This is a genomic window from Alienimonas sp. DA493, from assembly GCF_043951915.1.
GTDB lineage: Bacteria > Planctomycetota > Planctomycetia > Planctomycetales > Planctomycetaceae > Alienimonas.
In genome coordinates, this window is the sequence record NZ_JBINJD010000123.1 from 1 (window position 1) to 14,713 (window position 14,713).

Annotated in this window: 14 protein-coding genes; 9 read left to right on the forward strand and 5 right to left on the reverse strand. The window is 73.0% G+C overall.

What is annotated here, in order from left to right; all coding sequences use genetic code 11:
- Nucleotides 1–88: 88 nt before the first annotated feature.
- Nucleotides 89–2,221, reverse strand: a complete 2,133-nt coding sequence (locus ACG2DA_RS16680) for an alpha/beta hydrolase family protein (RefSeq protein WP_395256927.1) — start codon at nucleotides 2,219–2,221, stop codon at nucleotides 89–91.
- A gap of 117 nt (nucleotides 2,222–2,338) precedes the next feature.
- Here ACG2DA_RS16680 and ACG2DA_RS16685 point away from each other — a divergent pair, with 117 nt between their 5' ends.
- The 6 genes from ACG2DA_RS16685 (at nucleotide 2,339) to ACG2DA_RS16710 (ending at nucleotide 7,532) form a co-directional block, all read left to right on the forward strand.
- The gene (locus ACG2DA_RS16685; protein WP_395256928.1) at nucleotides 2,339–2,875 is read left to right on the forward strand and encodes a hypothetical protein; all 537 of its coding nucleotides are present in this window, start codon (nucleotides 2,339–2,341) and stop codon (nucleotides 2,873–2,875) included.
- Complete coding sequence (locus ACG2DA_RS16690; protein WP_395256929.1) at nucleotides 2,872–3,264, forward strand: hypothetical protein; 393 nt, start codon at nucleotides 2,872–2,874, stop codon at nucleotides 3,262–3,264. The genes ACG2DA_RS16685 and ACG2DA_RS16690 overlap by 4 nt, the downstream gene beginning before the upstream one ends.
- Before the next feature lie 634 nt (nucleotides 3,265–3,898).
- Nucleotides 3,899–4,270, forward strand: coding sequence for a hypothetical protein (locus ACG2DA_RS16695; protein ID WP_395256930.1), 372 nt, complete (start codon nucleotides 3,899–3,901; stop codon nucleotides 4,268–4,270).
- Nucleotides 4,271–4,463: 193 nt separating this feature from the next.
- A complete protein-coding gene (locus ACG2DA_RS16700; protein WP_395256931.1) occupies nucleotides 4,464–5,036 on the forward strand; it encodes a CBS domain-containing protein in 573 nt (190 codons plus the stop codon).
- Nucleotides 5,037–5,101: 65 nt separating this feature from the next.
- Nucleotides 5,102–6,724 (forward strand): DUF4038 domain-containing protein, encoded by a 1,623-nt coding sequence (locus tag ACG2DA_RS16705; protein WP_395256932.1) that lies wholly within the window; start codon nucleotides 5,102–5,104, stop codon nucleotides 6,722–6,724.
- Between the two features lie 109 nt (nucleotides 6,725–6,833).
- On the forward strand, nucleotides 6,834–7,532 hold the full coding sequence (locus tag ACG2DA_RS16710) for a hypothetical protein (RefSeq protein ID WP_395256933.1): 699 nt from the start codon (nucleotides 6,834–6,836) through the stop codon (nucleotides 7,530–7,532).
- Nucleotides 7,533–7,566: 34 nt separating this feature from the next.
- Here ACG2DA_RS16710 and ACG2DA_RS16715 read toward each other — a convergent pair whose 3' ends face one another.
- Nucleotides 7,567–8,424: a lysophospholipid acyltransferase family protein gene (locus tag ACG2DA_RS16715; protein WP_395256934.1), complete on the reverse strand. Its 858-nt coding sequence runs from the start codon at nucleotides 8,422–8,424 to the stop codon at nucleotides 7,567–7,569.
- A gap of 156 nt (nucleotides 8,425–8,580) precedes the next feature.
- On the opposite strand from ACG2DA_RS16715, the gene ACG2DA_RS16720 reads away from it, so the two are divergent.
- Both ACG2DA_RS16720 and ACG2DA_RS16725 read left to right on the forward strand, forming a co-directional pair.
- On the forward strand, nucleotides 8,581–9,675 hold the full coding sequence (locus tag ACG2DA_RS16720; RefSeq protein WP_395256935.1) for a hypothetical protein: 1,095 nt from the start codon (nucleotides 8,581–8,583) through the stop codon (nucleotides 9,673–9,675).
- Between the two features lie 154 nt (nucleotides 9,676–9,829).
- Nucleotides 9,830–10,405, forward strand: a complete 576-nt coding sequence (locus ACG2DA_RS16725) for a CBS domain-containing protein (RefSeq protein WP_395256936.1) — start codon at nucleotides 9,830–9,832, stop codon at nucleotides 10,403–10,405.
- Here ACG2DA_RS16725 and ACG2DA_RS16730 read toward each other — a convergent pair.
- Genes ACG2DA_RS16730 through ACG2DA_RS16740 form a run of 3 tightly spaced genes read right to left on the reverse strand, consistent with a single transcriptional unit; the run spans nucleotide 10,390 to nucleotide 13,065 of the window.
- On the reverse strand, nucleotides 10,390–10,947 hold the full coding sequence (locus tag ACG2DA_RS16730) for a hypothetical protein (protein WP_395256937.1): 558 nt from the start codon (nucleotides 10,945–10,947) through the stop codon (nucleotides 10,390–10,392). The two genes, ACG2DA_RS16725 and ACG2DA_RS16730, sit on opposite strands and share 16 nt — an antisense overlap.
- A 10-nt stretch (nucleotides 10,948–10,957) precedes the next feature.
- On the reverse strand, nucleotides 10,958–11,947 hold the full coding sequence (locus tag ACG2DA_RS16735; RefSeq protein ID WP_395256938.1) for a CDP-alcohol phosphatidyltransferase family protein: 990 nt from the start codon (nucleotides 11,945–11,947) through the stop codon (nucleotides 10,958–10,960).
- Nucleotides 11,944–13,065 (reverse strand): phosphatidylserine decarboxylase, encoded by a 1,122-nt coding sequence (locus ACG2DA_RS16740; protein WP_395256939.1) that lies wholly within the window; start codon nucleotides 13,063–13,065, stop codon nucleotides 11,944–11,946. Before ACG2DA_RS16740 ends, ACG2DA_RS16735 begins: the two co-directional genes overlap by 4 nt.
- Before the next feature lie 309 nt (nucleotides 13,066–13,374).
- Here ACG2DA_RS16740 and eno point away from each other — a divergent pair, with 309 nt between their 5' ends.
- The gene (eno, locus tag ACG2DA_RS16745; protein ID WP_395256940.1) at nucleotides 13,375–14,637 is read left to right on the forward strand and encodes a phosphopyruvate hydratase; all 1,263 of its coding nucleotides are present in this window, start codon (nucleotides 13,375–13,377) and stop codon (nucleotides 14,635–14,637) included.
- Nucleotides 14,638–14,713 lie beyond the last annotated feature (76 nt).

Consider the following 14,713-nt stretch of genomic DNA (forward strand, 5'->3'; position numbering starts at 1 on the left):
GGCGGCGCGGGGGCATGTCCCACCGCCGAGCGGCGGCGAATCGAGACGCGACGCGTGCGCAAAGGGCGTCCGAACCCGGGGCGGGGCGCTACGCCGCCATGCCGCGGGGGCCGGCGGGGTTTTCCAGCGTCAGGCCGTCGCCGAGTTCCTCCCGCAGGCGGCTCAGCACGTCCGGCAGGTCGAAGTGCTTCAGCACGCCGAACGGCAGCAGGGCGTAGGGCCAGTCGGCCCGTTCGTCCTCCACCAGCGCCCGCCAACTGGGCGGCAGGCCGGAGAGCGTCACCGACGCCGGTTTGCGGCCTTCCTCCAACAGCAGCGCCGCGGCCAGCGCCGCGGGAATCGCCCCCCAGCGATCCCCGCACAGGTGCAGGTCGCCGGCGTGGTGGTCGATGACGAAGGCCCAGGCGTTCAGCGCGTCCTTCACCCGGCCGCCGAGGATCGGCTCGTTCCACATCCGGGCGTAGGCGGAATACATGTAGCTGGAGCCGTAAGGCCGCAGGGCCTCGTTGGGGCCGACGGTGCCGGGCTCGGTCGCCCCGGTGCCGCGGACGTCGCAGCCGTAGATCTGGGCGCCCTCGAACCGCTCCGGCAGGCCGCGGGCGAAGGCGCTGGCCCGCGGGTCGTCCCCCTCCGGCTGGGCGAACGCGGCCCCGGCCCCGCGGTGGGCGACCAGCAGCACGGCCGGCTTGTCCAGCTTCGGCGGCGGCCCCTGCATCGATTCGTCCTGCAAGCGCAGCACCGGCACGGTGACGTGCGGCTCCGGCCGCAGGGCGAAGCGGGCCGCGCTGCGGGTCGGCAGACCGCTGGCGGAGCGCCACGCCGGAATGTCGTACGGCGGCGGTTCTGTGGGCGTCTCCGTCAGGCCCAGCGCCGTCCGGATCACGTCGGCGTCGACGCTGCGGGAGACCGTCGCGTCCGGCAGCGCCCCGCGGAGCAGTTCCCACACCGGCGTCGACCCGGCCTTGAGCACGGAGCCCTCCGGCGTGGCGAACAGGTCGGCGGGCTCCTCCGGCTCGGTGAACTCGAACGGCGGGGGGACCGGGCGGCCGGCGGCTTGGCAGAACGCCTCGACCATCGCCCGCCGCAGCGGCGGGTCGAACCCGTGTCCGCCGGGGGCCACCGTGATGCCGGCCGCGTCCGGCGTGTCGTTCGCCGCGGCGAGCTGCGCCAGCCGGCCGTACGCCTCCCGGGCCCCGCGGACATCGAAGAAGTCCGCCCGCTTCGCCAGAATCGTCGCCGAGCCCGTGCCGTCCTGCCCCTCGCCCAGCAGCGTGGGCACGAGGAAGCTGTGGTGGTCCATGCCCAGCTCCAGCATGTGCGGCGGGCACTGCTCGGCGTCGGCGGGCAGTTCGTTGCGGAGGTTGCGGGCCAGCGTGGTGACGTAGCAGCTCGGGGCGGCGGCGGTCACGCGATCGTCCCACGCCGTCACCAGGCAGGTCAGCGTGCCGCCGCCGCTGTTGCCGGTCACGCCGAGGAACGGCGAGATCGACACGTCCTCCCGCTCGGCCAGCAAGTCGATCCCCCGCAGGCCGTCCCAGGCCCGCCAACTGCCGAACCACTCCCCGGTCGGCCGCATCAGGCGGTCGAGCTGGTTGTGTTCCCCCACGGTGCCGCCGTAGGCGCTGTCGCGGCCCTCCTCCGGCCACTGGAAGCGTTCGCCCTGGCCGATCGGGTCGATCACCAGCGCGGCGAAGCCGGCCTTCGCCAACTCCACGCCGAAGGCCTGATACAGCGGATACGCCTTCCCGAGGTTGGAGTGCCCGCAGACGCCCAGCACGCCGGGGAAGGGCCCGTCGCCGGCGTCCGGGCCGTCCGGCAGATACAGCGCCGCGGTAACCAGCAGGCCGGGGCGGCTCTCGTAGGTGATCAGTTCGACCCGGTAGCCGTCCCGCTCCAGCGCGCCGGTGACGGTCGCGTTCAGCGGGGTGCGTTCCGGCTTGGGGCCGAAGCATTCCGCCAGTCGGGCCCGCACGTCGGCGGCGTGTTTCGCGGCGGCCTCCGGCCCCGTCTGGGAAGACTGGACGGCGGCGATCTCCTCCTTGATCCGGGCCATGTGCGCGGGCAGCTTCGCCTCGAAATACTCCTGCATCATCCGCGGGTAGGTCGGCTCGGGCGGCTCCGCGGCGGCGGAGCGCGACGGGGACGGCCCCGCGAACCAGACCGCGGCGGCCGAACCGGCGACGCCGCGGGAGAAGGCGCGGCGGGAGAGACGGGCGGGCATGAGGAACCTTTCGGGAGCGCAATGAGCCGGCGACGCGGGTCGGCCGTTATTGTGAACGCCCGATTGCCCGATTGCAGTTCCGCCCGGAACCCGGTTCGCCCGGAAGATTTCCCGCCCGTGTCCGAAGTCGCCCTCGAAACGCTGCTCTGCCGTCGTTGCGGCGCCCCGTTGCAGGTCGGGCCGGGGGCGAAGTTCGTCACCTGCGGGCACTGCGGCTCCTCGCTGCGGGTGGAGCGCTCCGAAAGCGCCGCCTGGACCGAACTGACGGAGCGAACGGAACGCCTTGAGGAGAAGGTCGAGCGGATGGACCGTCGTTCGGAACTGGCCGACCTGGACCGTGAATGGGAGCGCACCCGCAAGTCCCTGATGATCCGCGGGAAGGGCGTCCGGGAGAGCGAACCGAGCGTGTTCGGCGGCGTGATGGTGTTGGCGATCGGCGTGGTCGGGGCGATCTTCGCCGCCTCGATGGGGGCCCAGGCGGGGTTCCCGGCGCTCGTCGGCATCGGGTTCCCGCTGGCGTTCGCGGGCTTCGGAATCTTCGCGGCGGTGAGCCAGTTCGCCAACGCGGCGAAGTGGCGGGAGGCGGAGCGCCGCTACCGCCGCCGCCGGGCGGAACTCGAACTGGACCGGGGCGAACCGGGAGAGTGCCGATGAACGCCCCGAATCCCGCTTCCGCCTGCGCCCGCTGCGGCGCCCCGCTGCCCGCCGGGGCGACGGCCTGCCCGCATTGCGCGGCGCCGGCGCCCGGGGCGGCGGAACGGCTCACCGCCGCGGCGGACCGACGCCGGGCGTTGCGGGCGTTCACGCTGTTCGGACGGTCGGCGGCGCTGCTGTTCGCTGTCCCCGGGCTGCTGGCGGCCGGCGTGGCGTTCCTCCTGCTGGGGACGGCCGGCGACATGGTCCCCGCGGCGGTCCGGTTCGGTTTCCCGCTGTTCATGGCCGCGGTCGCCTGCACGCCGCTGGTCCTCTCGTTCGCTCTGCACTCCGGCGTGCGATCGCTGGTCGAGGCGGAGGAACCGGAGGAACCAGGTCCGCCGGGATGAGTCGGCCCGCCGGTCTCCCCTCCCTCGTCGCCGCTCCGATCGCCCCCGCCCGTCATGTCCGCCGTCGCCGAGTCCCTGCTGTGCGACCGCTGCGGCGCTCCGCTGGCGGTGGGGCCGCGGGCGCGGTTCGTCACCTGTACGCACTGCGGGGCGCAACTGAGCGTGCACCGCTCGGCCAGCGCGGCGTGGACGGAGACGCTGGAAGAGGTCGCCGCCGCGACCGGCCGCATCGAGGCGAAGCTGGACGCTCTCGCTCTGCGGCCGCGGCTCGAGGCGTTGGAGGAGGAGTGGGAGACGACGCAGGACGAACTCGGCGTTCCCGTGCAGGACGGCCGGCGTCGACCGCCCACCGCGACCGACGCGTCCCACACGGCGCTCGGTTTTCGAACGCTCGCCGTCCTCGTGTTCGGCGCGATTGCGATCGGCGCCGCTCTGAAGGGAGACGCGGGCGCGTTTGTCTTCGGTTTGTTGTGGGCGTCGGGAGTCGGTGCGTTGATCTGGTGTCTCGCCTGGCTCGCGAAGACCGGCAGCCTGGAGCGGGCCCGCCGGTACGCCGCCGCGGAGCGGGACTACCGCCGCCGCCGGGCGGCGCTGCTGGGGCCGGGAGACGACGCGGAACCCAATTCGGATGACAATGAGCCGAACCGCCCCGCCGTTCGCCGACGCCGCCACGGTGGAGGCGCTGGACCGTCGCTGGGAACGGGAGCGGCGCCGGCTCAGTCTTCCGACGAAGACGCCCGGCAACCGATACGTGCCGACGTACGCCCGGGCGGCGTTCATGACCGGCACCGGGTACCTCGCCGCTGTCGTCCTGCGGACCGTGCTGCGGGAGGAGCCGCGGGCCGGCCTGGCGCTCCCGGCGTTCGTGGCCGCGGCGACGACGGTCGGGGGGCTGTGGCTGCTGTGGAAGACCCGGCGGTTCAACGCCGCACGGGCCGCCTACCTCGCCCGGCGGGAGGAACTCCGCGAAAACCCGCCCCTTCCGCGGGCGGGGCGGGCACGCTAGCGTGGCGAACTAACCCATCGGGCGTCTCCAATCCGTTCGCCGGTTCCCGGCGGGCCGGGCGGCGTGCGACGGGCTTCGATCCGGGCGGTTCCGCCCGGCGAGCGTTCCGCTCAACCGGCCCCGGCGCTGTTCCCCACGGCGTCGGCGCCGGTCCGTCTCACCCGTACCCGCCGCTCGGCGGGAGGAGGTCGCGATGTCCTTCCCGAACACCGCCGCCCGCTTCGCCCGCTCGCCGCGGACCAAGGCGCCGCGGAACGGCTCCACCGGGCAGGTCGCCGCCCGCGGCCTCACGGCCGCCGACGTGATGACCCGCAAACTGATCACCCTCGCCCCCGACACGCCGGTGCAGGAGGCGATCGGCACGCTGCTGAAGAACCGCATCTCCGGCGCCCCGGTGGTCGGCCCCGGGCGGTCGTTCCTGGGGGTGTTCAGCGAGAAGATCTGCATGCGGGTCCTGCTGGACGCCGCCGCCGAACAGGTGCCCTGCTGCGGCACGGTCGGCCAGTACGCGGACGCCGACGCCCAGACCGTCACCGAGGACACGCCCCTGCTGACGATGGTCCACCTGTTCAACGAGGGCCGCTTCCGCCGCCTGCCCGTGCTGCGGCACGACGCGGACGGCCGCGCGGAGGTCGTCGGGCAGGTGAGCCGCCGCGACGTGCTGTGGGCCGCCTACGACCTCGGCACGTTCAGGCCCGCGCGGGAGACGCCCCACCCGCTGTACCTCTCTGGCGTGCGGGCCGCCGACGACGCCGTCCCGGTGTAGGCGCCCGCCCCGGCGGTCCCGACCGGGGCCTTGGACTGGGCTCGGGCCATCCTGATGATAACAGCATGTCGACGCTCCCCCCGCTGCTGTTCGTCGCGGCCTCGCTGGCCGCCGCCTCGCCGGCCATCGGTCCCGTCGTCGAACGGGGCGCCGTATTCGAGGTCGCCCAGACCGTCACCCCGGCGCCGGCCGACCCGCTGCGGGGCGTGCCGGCGAAGGTCGTCTTCACCGGCCCGGGCGGACAGACGGCGCGGGTCGATCTGTTCTGGGACGGCGGGGAGGTGTGGAAGGCCCGCTTCGCCCCGGACGCCGTCGGCGTCTGGCGCTACGAGGTGCGGGGCGAGGGGCTGAACGTCGAGGGCGACCCGCAGACCTTCACCTGCGTGCCCTCGGACCGCCCCGGCCCACCGCGGGTCGCCGACGGCGCCCGGCACTTCACCCGGGCCCGGCCCCGCGGCGAGGGGGCCGGACAGCCGGCCCCTTGGTTCTACCTTGCCGACACCGCCTGGAACGGCGTGCTCAAGGCGAAACCGGAGGACTGGGACCGCTTCCTCGACGTGCGGAAGGCGCAGGGCTTCACCGCGATCCAGTTCGTCGGCACGCAGTGGCGCGGGGCGAACGACGGGCTGCCCGTCAAACCCTTCACCCTGACCGACGGCAAGGTGACCGGGGTGAACCACGACCTGCTGCGGGCGATGGACGCGAAGGTCGCCGCGATCGCCGCCCGCGGCATGGCCCCGGCCCCGGTGCTGCTGTGGGCGCTCGGCCCCGACGACCCCGGCAACGCGTGGAGCGAGGAGGACGCGGTCCTCGCCGCCCGCTACCTGAAGGCCCGCTGGGGGGCCCACGGCTGCGTCTGGCTGCTGGGCGGGGACGGCAAGTACCCGGACGCCGACCGCTGGAGAACGATCGGCCGCGGCGTGTTCCCGGAGGGGGAGTCCGACGGCAGCGGCGTCGGCCGCGGCCCCGTCACCCTGCACATGGCCGGCCGCAACTGGGTGTTCGAACCGTACGCCGACGAGCCGTGGTTCGATTTCGTCGGTTACCAGAGCGGCCACGGAGCCTCCGACGACGACCTCAAGTGGCTGACGCACCGCCGGGCGGCGGCGGAGTGGCGGGAACTGGAACTGCCCCTGATCAACCTCGAACCGAACTACGAGGCCCACCCCGCCTACGGCACCGGCGTGCCGCACGACGCCGGCGCCGTCCGCCGGGCGGCGTGGTGGAGCGTGCTGGTCGCCCCGCCGGCCGGCGTCTCCTACGGGCACAACGCCGGCTGGGTCTGGAACGAACAGGCGGGCCCGGTGGAGGGCCACGGCGGCCTGCGGGCCGGCCCGTGGAGCGACGCCCTCAATGCGGAGGGGGCGGAGGACATGGGCGTCCTCCGGCGGTTCCTCGACGTCGGCCCCTGGACCGAGCTGCGGCCGGCGCCGGACCTGGTGGTTCAACAAAGTGACGACCCCGCGGCCTTCGTCGCCGCCGCCCGGACGCCGGACGGCAAATGGACGGCGATCTACACGCCGGGCGGCGGGACGGTGATTCTTTCCAAAGCGGGGCTCGCTCACGACGGGGCCTGGCTGCGGATCGACCCCCGCACCGGAGAGCGGACCCCGCTGCCGATCGATGAATCCGGCGTGTTGCAGACGCCGCCCGGTCATGATTGGGTCATCGAGCGGCGGTCGGAGTGAACCGTTTGCGGCGGCGAGCGTAACCCCTGACGGCGACGGCGCTTCCCCCGGCGGGGAGCGCCCGCCGTACACTGTCTCGTCGCCGTCCCCCCGTCTTGGAGCCGCCGCTGTGAAGTTCGTTCTCCCGTGGCTCGCCGGGGTGTGCGCCGTCGGTCTGGTGGTCGGGGCCGCGTGGGTCGGCGTGACCTACCTGCCCCCGCCCACGCCCGCCGCCGAACGGGCCGCCCCCCCGGACCCCTTCGCCCCGCCGGAGAAGGCTCCGTTGAAGCCGGATCACGACTACGTCGTGCTGGTCCGGGCGGTGGAGGTCGCCCCAAAGGGGCAGGGCGACAAAACGTGGGAACGCGGCTTCGACGACGGCCCGGACCTCGCCTACGACCTCTCCTGGCGGGGGAACGTGATCTTCACCTCCTCCGTCGTGGAGGACACGCTGATCGGCCGTTGGGAGGCGATCAACGTGGACGTCTGGAACAGCGTGCAGAACGGCGGCTCGGTGGACCTCGGCCAGGCGTTGAACAACGGCGCCGTGATCCGCACGCCCCCGGCGCCCGAACGGGGCGAGGGCGAAAACGCCCCCCCGACCGTGGACGCCTCCGCCGGCGTGCTGACCGTGCGGGTCTGGGACAGCGACGTCTTCGACAACGACGAGGCCGGCACGGTGAATCTGCTGATGAGCGACCTGACCGAGGGCGACAGCGAACTGCGGTTCGACGGCGGCGAGGCCGGCGCGATCCGCCGCCTCAGCGTCCGCGTGACGGACCGCGAGGTCCCGATCCGCAACCTGATTGAGATGCTCCGGGCCCCGTGAGCGGCCCGGCGGCGCCCTGCCGGCCGACGGCGCGTCACGCCGCTTTGGCGGGCGTCGGACGGGCGGCGGGGAGCGGCGCCCCCGGGGCGTCCCCTTCGCCTTCCCCTTCCAGCCCGCCGTATTCGACGCCGGCGAGGTCGGCGACGCGGCGCATGATCCGCTCCGTCGCCTCGGCGAGCACCGCCGGGGTCTTCCGCTGCCCCCGCAGGTCCGACAGGTCCACCGGCTCGCCGTAGTGGATCTCCGCCCGGGTCGGTTTCAGCAGGGCGGTGTAGAGGTTCTTGCCCCGCGGAACGTTCCGCAGGCCGACGGGGAACACCGGGGCGTCCGTGGAGAGGGCGAGGAACGCGGCGCCGGGGGTCGCCGGGCGGAGGCGGTCCGGGTCGTGATTGATGCCGCCCTCGGGAAACAGCCCGACGAAGCCGCCCTCCTTCAGCCGGGTGAGCGCGATCTTCACCGCCCGCATGTCCCGGCCGCTGCGGGCGACGGGGATCGTGTCCAGGGCGTCGTAGAACCACTTCAGCTGAGGAACTGCGTACAGCTCCCGGGCCATCAGGAAGGCGATCGGGCGGATCTGCTCCGGGACGTCGGCGTGACGGCTCCAGAGCAGCATCGGGTCGCCGGGGCCGCGGTGATTGGCGACGATCAGGGCGGCGGTGGGGGAGGGCTCGCCGCCTTCCCCGGGCCGCGAGGGGCCGCGGGGGAAGGGGCAGGGTTTGTTGCGGGTCGCCCGCCAGAGCCCGCCGGTCAGCGGGATCGCCAGCACGTAGAGGAGCCAGACGAGCCGGCCGTGCGGGCAACGGCCGGAGCGGCGCCACGCCCACGCCGCCGCGGCGGCCGCCGTCAACAGGGCCGCCCCGCCGATCGCGAGGGCCGGGGGGAACTCAGGCACGGATCGGAGAAGGCGAGAAGGACGAGGGAAGATGGGTTTTAGCGCCGCGCCGCACCCCGCTCCATGCCGGTTTCGGGACGAAGCGGCGGGGCGAACCGGCGGCGGGCGACGCGGCGCCGCTTGGGACCGGAGCCGGTTTCGCGGAAGATCGCGCGGGTGTTCCGCCGCCTCGCCTCCCACCTGTCCGACGAATTCGCCGGCCTGGGCTTGCTCTACGGGGTGATGCGCTACCGCCAGCGTCCGCCGCAGCGGGGCCCGGCGAGCGACGCGGACGCGGCGGCGCTGCTCTCCGGCGATCCGGCCAAGGTCTTCGGCCCGCTGCCGGCGGGGGTGGACCCGGCGAGCCGTTCCTTCCCCCCGCCGGTCGCCGAGGCGGGGCGGGTGCCGGGGTGCGACCGGGCGTTCGATTTCGCGTTCCCCTCCACGGAGACGACGGAGTTCGCCGTGAACAACGAGGTCCGCGGCCGCCTGTGGCGGGCGGAGCGGACCGACGGCCCCCGCCGCGTCGCGCTGACGCTGGACGGGGTGACGCAGCCCAGCTTCGGCAACATGCGGGGCTTCGCCCGGACCTGCTGCCCGGCGGGGATCGACGTGGCGACGATCGACCTGCCCTTCAACCACCGCCGCACGCCGGAGGGCTTCCGGCCGGGGCAGCTGATCCTCGGGGGCGACCTGCCGCACGTGCTCAGCGTGTTGCGGCAGGCGGTGCGGGACGCGGCGGCGACGTTCCGCGGCCTCGCCGAAAGCGGCGAGTACCCCGGCGGCGTCGGCTTGGCGGGCATCAGCTTCGGCGGGTGGACCGTGCTGCAAACCGCGGCGCTGTTGGGCTCCGTCTGGAAGGAGCAGGCGCCGGTCGGTCCGCGGTGGGTCTGCGGCGTCTGTCCGGCGGCGGACCTGCTGCTCGCCCTGACCGACGGCGGGGCGATCGTGCGGGCGGCCCGCCGGAATCTCCGCCTCGGCCCGTCGGCCCTGACGGAACTGGCGCCGGTGGCGAACTCGATCCGTCCCGGCGCCTTCCCCCGGCCCGTGCCCGCCGACCCGCCCGACGCCGCCGGGGAGGGGCCGAACCGGGTGACGCTGCACGCCGGCCGGTACGACCGATTCGTGCCGAACCCGGCGATCGAACGCCTCGCCGCGACGTGGGACGCCGATCTCATCTGGCACCGCACCGGGCACATGGGCCTCGCCGCGGCGCCGCCCTACCTGCGGGCCGTCTCGGAGCCGTGGACGCACGACGCCCTGTGGCGGTGACGGCCGGCGGCGCGGCCGGTTCTCTTTCGGAACCGTAGCGACCGGACCGGCGGGCGGGCCGTTTGGCGGCTTCGCGGCCGAAGGACCGCCGCGTCCCGTCGCGGGGCGGGGGAGTCTCTGGGCACGGCCCCGTCCCCGCCCCCGGTTCCCGCCGATGTCCGTTCATTCCTCCTCCGCCCCGCTGTCCGGCGATCCGTGGATCTCCGTGCGGGAGGTGATGAGCCCGGCGGGACCGACGCTCTCCGCCGGGGCGTCGCTGGCGAACGCCGTGGACGCCGTGCTGCGGGAGAACGTCGATCGCATCTGGCTGACGGCGCCGGACGGCCGGCTGGCCGGGCAGGCGACGAACGAGGCGCTGCTGCGGGCGGAACTCCGCGGCGTGCCGGGCGAGCGGCCGCTGTCGGCGCTGTCCGAGCCGGTCGCCCCGCTGGACGAGTCCTCCGACGCCGCCGCGGCGGTCGTGCGGCTGGGCCGCGACGGGGAGACCCGACTGCCGGTCACTCAAAACGGGGAGTTGATCGGCGAACTGACCCGCAACGACGTGCTGGCCCTGGTGCACGGCGTCCGCCGCATCGCCGCCGCCGCCGGCGTGGCGCCCACGCCCCGTCCGCAAACGGCCGACGCCCCCGCCGCGGCGCCCGTGGAGAAACCCGCCGAGTCCGTCGGCCCCGCCGCTCCGCGGTTCCTGTCCCGTCGGGCGGGGGTGCGGACCGGTCAGCGCCAACGCTGAGCTTGCAGACGCACCTGTTCCGCATGCTCGCCCGTCAACAGCGGGATGAGATTCGGGCACTGGTAGAACGGCGCCCAGTCCGGGCCGCGGACGTTCAGAATCCAGTTCAGCCCCTCCGCGAACGCGGCGGCGTCCTCAGCCTCCCGCAGCAGCGGGCGGAGTTCCTCGTAGCTCATGTCGAGGCAATACAAGAACCCGTCGGAGGCTTCCAACGTAGGGTCCCGCTCGAACTCCAGCGCGACCGGGTAAAGGTAGAACAGCAGGCTGCCTGGCTCGTCGCACATAAACGCGAAGACCGACCGGTAATAATCCAGGTCCTCCCGCGAGACGTGCCACGGCATGTTGTGGGCGATCGGGCGTTTGGCGTATTCGCCCTTGTTGTAACCGAAGCCGTCCAGCAGTTCCGCCTGTCGCAGGTCGATCGGCGGCGGGCCGTGCTTCTCCGACAGCGCCAGCACCGCGGGGTGCGGCGGGTTCTCCGGGCGGGGCGTGGAGCTGACCCAGCCGTCGCGGCGCCGTTTGCGGTCCTTGCGGCGGCTCATCGGCGTGGGATCAGGGCGCCGGGACGGGGAAAGGGTCTCCCGGGCCGCCGTTGGGGCCTTCGTCGTGGGGCGGGGTGACCTCTTCCCGCCGCCACAGGGCCCGGACCGGGTGGCTGAAGGCGAACCAGATGGCGATCAGGGGGACGGCGAATTCCTGGAACACCACGACCGTGATCGCGGCGAACAGCAGCTTGATGATGAACCACGGGCTGCGTTTGCTGCGGGCGAACTGATTGACGACGTGCGGATACCGCACGCCGGAGACCATCAGCCCCGCCGCCAGCAGGGTGACGATCGGCAGGCCGAGCTTGATGAGCACCAGCACGACGCCGGCGACGTCGTCGCTCCAGGAGAAGCGGCCGCGTTCGCCCAGCAGGATGTCGTTGAGGCCGCGGATCGCCAGCGGCACGCCGGCCACCACCGCCGCCGCCGCCGGACTGGGCAGGCCGCGGAAGACCGTGTGGTCGTCCTCCTCGTCGGTCTCCACGTTGAAGCGGGCCAGCCGCAGGATTGCGCAGAGCACGAACAGCACCGCGCAGCCCCACAGCATCCGGCCGGGCCACTCGAACCACAGGTCGCCCTGTCCCGCGAAGGTGTGCCCGACGAGTTGGAGCATCAGGAACGCCGGGGCGACGCCGAAGGAGAGGGCGTCGCACAGGCTGTCCAGTTGAGCGCCCAGTTCGCTGCTCTGCCCGAGCAGCCGGGCGGCGGAGCCGTCGAAGGCGTCGAAGACCATCGCCGCGAAGATCAGCAGGGCGGCGACGAACAGATGTCCGCCGGCGGCCTCGTCGGCGGGGATCTCCCCCAGCCCCACGGCCTGCACCTTGGCGGCGATCGTGATCGAGGCGAAGCCGCACGCCGCGTTGCTCAGCGTCAGCAGGGTCGGCAGCACGGCGATCAGCCGGGCGCGTTTCCTGCGGCGGGCGGGCGCCGGTTCGGCCGGCTCCACCGCCCCGGCGGTCTCTGCGTTGAGCGCCGGCGGATCGTGCTGCGGGCTCATCGCGGCGCGCCCGGGGCGGGGGGCTCTTCGGTCGTCCCGGCGGCGGGCGACTCCTGCGGGGCGGTCGGCATCCGGGTGGTGAGCGGCGGGAAGGTGTCCGTCGCTTCGCCGGGCAGCGTGTCGTTCACCATGTAGGCGGCCAGTTCCGTTTTGCCGCCGAGCACCTTCTGGCCGACCTTCACCCGCACCGTCAGGCCGGGTTCGTCCGGCATCAGCAATTCGGTGCGGCTGCCGAGCTTGATCATCCCGATCTTCGCCCCCCGCGGCTTCACGTCGCCGGGCTTGAGCACGCAGACGATCCGCCGGGCGACGGCGCCGGCGATCGCGTGCAGCACCATGCGGCGGGGCGGGCCGTCGGCGGGGTCGGTCGTTTCCAGCCGGAGGTGGGCCTGTTCGTTCTCCGTGACGCTCGCCGGGTCGCGGGCGTCGAGGTACTTGCCGGGGTGGTAGTCGATGCCCACCACCCGGGCCGCCTGCGGCCAGCGGTTCACGTGGACGTTAAAGATGCTCAGGAAGATGCCCACCCGCACCGCGGGTCCTTCGAGGAAGGGGTGGTAGTCCAGCTTGGCGATCTCCGCGATCGTGCCGTCCGCCGGACTGACGACCACGCCGGGTTCGTCGGGGATCGTCCGCGGCGGGTCGCGGAAGAACCACACGCACAGCGCCCCCGGCACGAGGCTGATCACGGCGAACCAGAACAGGACGCTCTCGAAGGTGATCTTCCCGTCCCAGTACTCCGTGACGTCGAAGCCGTCCCGGCCGGCGTAGATGCAGGCCCACAGCACGATGGGGGCGAACCACATCGCGCTGAACACCAGCAGCTCCGCGAGCCCCCAGCGGGCGAAGCCGAGGTGGTTCCGCCAGGTGAACGGGTCGTTCTCGGCGTCCCAATGCCAGCCGCCGGGCTGGTTCTCGTAGAACTTAACGTCCCGCGGATCGAGCACGTCGTGCGGGGCGGGGTTGCGCTCGCCTTTGCGGCAGGCGGCCATCCGCTTCACGTATTTCGGGCGGAAGGTGCGGAGGTACCAACGCCGCACATGGCCCCAGGCCAGTTCCAGGCTCATCACCCGCCCGCCGCCGGGCTGGATGTTCACGAACTCCGGCGGCAGCGATTCCAACGCGCCGTCTTGGGAACCGGGGTCGGCGGGGACCGGGTCGGCCGGCCGGGGACGGTCGGCCGCGGAGGCCGGCTGGGGGACGGGGTCGGGGAGGGGCAACGCAGACCGGGGCGACGGGGAAGCGGAAACGGGAAACGACGCCGCGACGGGGGACCGCAGCCGCGACGGGGCCGAACCCCGATCCTAACCCCCGCCCGGTCGCGCGTCGCACCTCGGGCGACTCTCGGGGCCGGGTCTCTCCCACCGTCGCGGCGAAGCTGGTAAAACCCCCGCCCACGCCTCCTCACGATCCCCCGCACGATCCCCCCGATGTCCCTCGCGATCACCAGCGTTCACGGCCGGCAAGTTCTCGACTCCCGCGGCAACCCCACCGTCGAAGTCGACGTGCGGCTGGAAGACGGCACCCTCGGCCGGGCGATCGTGCCCAGCGGCGCCAGCACCGGCGCCCACGAGGCGGTCGAACTCCGCGACGGCGACGCCGACGAGTGGGTCGGCAAGGGCGTCTCCAAGGCCGTCCGCAACGTCAACGAGGTGCTCGCCGACGCCCTCATCGACCTCGACGCCACCGACCAGGCGGCCGTCGACCGGGCGATGCTGGAACTCGACGGCACTGACAACAAGGGCAAGCTCGGAGCGAACGCGATCCTGGCCTGCTCCCTGTCGGTGGCCCACGCCGCCGCCAAGGCCAGCTACCTGCCGCTGTTCCGCTACCTCGGCGGCGTCGGCGCCGTGACGCTGCCCGCCCCGATGATGAACATCATCAACGGCGGCGAGCACGCCTCCAACGGGATCGATATTCAAGAATTTATGGTCATGCCCCTGGGCTTCGACACCTTCAGCGACGGCCTGCGGGCCGGCGTCGAAACCTTCCACCACCTCAAGAAGGTGCTCGCCGGCAAGGGCTACAGCACGAACGTCGGCGACGAGGGCGGCTTCGCCCCGGACCTCAAGAGCACCGACGAGGCGATGGAGGTCATCCTCCAGGCGATCGAGAACGCCGGCTACGCCCCCGGCGACCAGATCAAGCTGGCCCTCGACTGCGCCAGCACCGAGTTTTATAAGAACGGCGCCTACCACATCGAGGGCAAGGAACTGTCCTCCGAGGGCATGGTCGAGTACCTCGCCAAGCTGGCCGAGAAGTACCCGGTCTGCAGCATCGAAGACGGCCTCGCCGAGGACGACTGGGACGGCTGGAAGAAGCTGACCGACGCCATCGGCGACGACGTGCAGCTCGTCGGCGACGACCTGTTCGTCACCAACTCCTCCCGCCTGGCCGACGGCATCGAGCAGGGCGTGGGCAACAGCATCCTGGTGAAGGTGAACCAGATCGGCACCCTCACCGAGACGATCGAGGCCGTCCAGATGGCCTACCGCAACGGCTACACCGCCGTGATGAGCCACCGCAGCGGCGAGACCGAGGACACCACCATCGCCGACCTCGCCGTCGCCCTGAACACCGGACAGATCAAAACCGGCTCCGCCAGCCGGACCGACCGGATCGCCAAGTACAACCAGCTCCTCCGGATCGAGGAGATGCTCGGCGAAAACGCGGAGTACGGCGGCACCATCTGAGCCCGTCGGCTCTTTTAGCGTGAGCCCGAAGCGCAAGCGAGGGGTTCGGCGTCCGCCCCCCCGGCGGACGCCGGAC

What these genes read in the sequence shown, in the direction of transcription:
- ACG2DA_RS16690 (WP_395256929.1), top strand. Translation starts at nt 2,872, where the DNA reads ATGAACGCCCCGAATCCCGCTTCCGCCTGCGCCCGCTGCGGCGCCCCG.
- ACG2DA_RS16730 (WP_395256937.1), bottom strand. Translation starts at nt 10,947, where the DNA reads ATGAGCCGCCGCAAGGACCGCAAACGGCGCCGCGACGGCTGGGTCAGC.
- ACG2DA_RS16680 (WP_395256927.1), bottom strand. Translation starts at nt 2,221, where the DNA reads ATGCCCGCCCGTCTCTCCCGCCGCGCCTTCTCCCGCGGCGTCGCCGGT.
- eno (WP_395256940.1), top strand. Translation starts at nt 13,375, where the DNA reads ATGTCCCTCGCGATCACCAGCGTTCACGGCCGGCAAGTTCTCGACTCC.
- ACG2DA_RS16700 (WP_395256931.1), top strand. Translation starts at nt 4,464, where the DNA reads ATGTCCTTCCCGAACACCGCCGCCCGCTTCGCCCGCTCGCCGCGGACC.
- ACG2DA_RS16695 (WP_395256930.1), top strand. Translation starts at nt 3,899, where the DNA reads ATGAGCCGAACCGCCCCGCCGTTCGCCGACGCCGCCACGGTGGAGGCG.
- ACG2DA_RS16735 (WP_395256938.1), bottom strand. Translation starts at nt 11,947, where the DNA reads ATGAGCCCGCAGCACGATCCGCCGGCGCTCAACGCAGAGACCGCCGGG.
- ACG2DA_RS16725 (WP_395256936.1), top strand. Translation starts at nt 9,830, where the DNA reads ATGTCCGTTCATTCCTCCTCCGCCCCGCTGTCCGGCGATCCGTGGATC.
- ACG2DA_RS16705 (WP_395256932.1), top strand. Translation starts at nt 5,102, where the DNA reads ATGTCGACGCTCCCCCCGCTGCTGTTCGTCGCGGCCTCGCTGGCCGCC.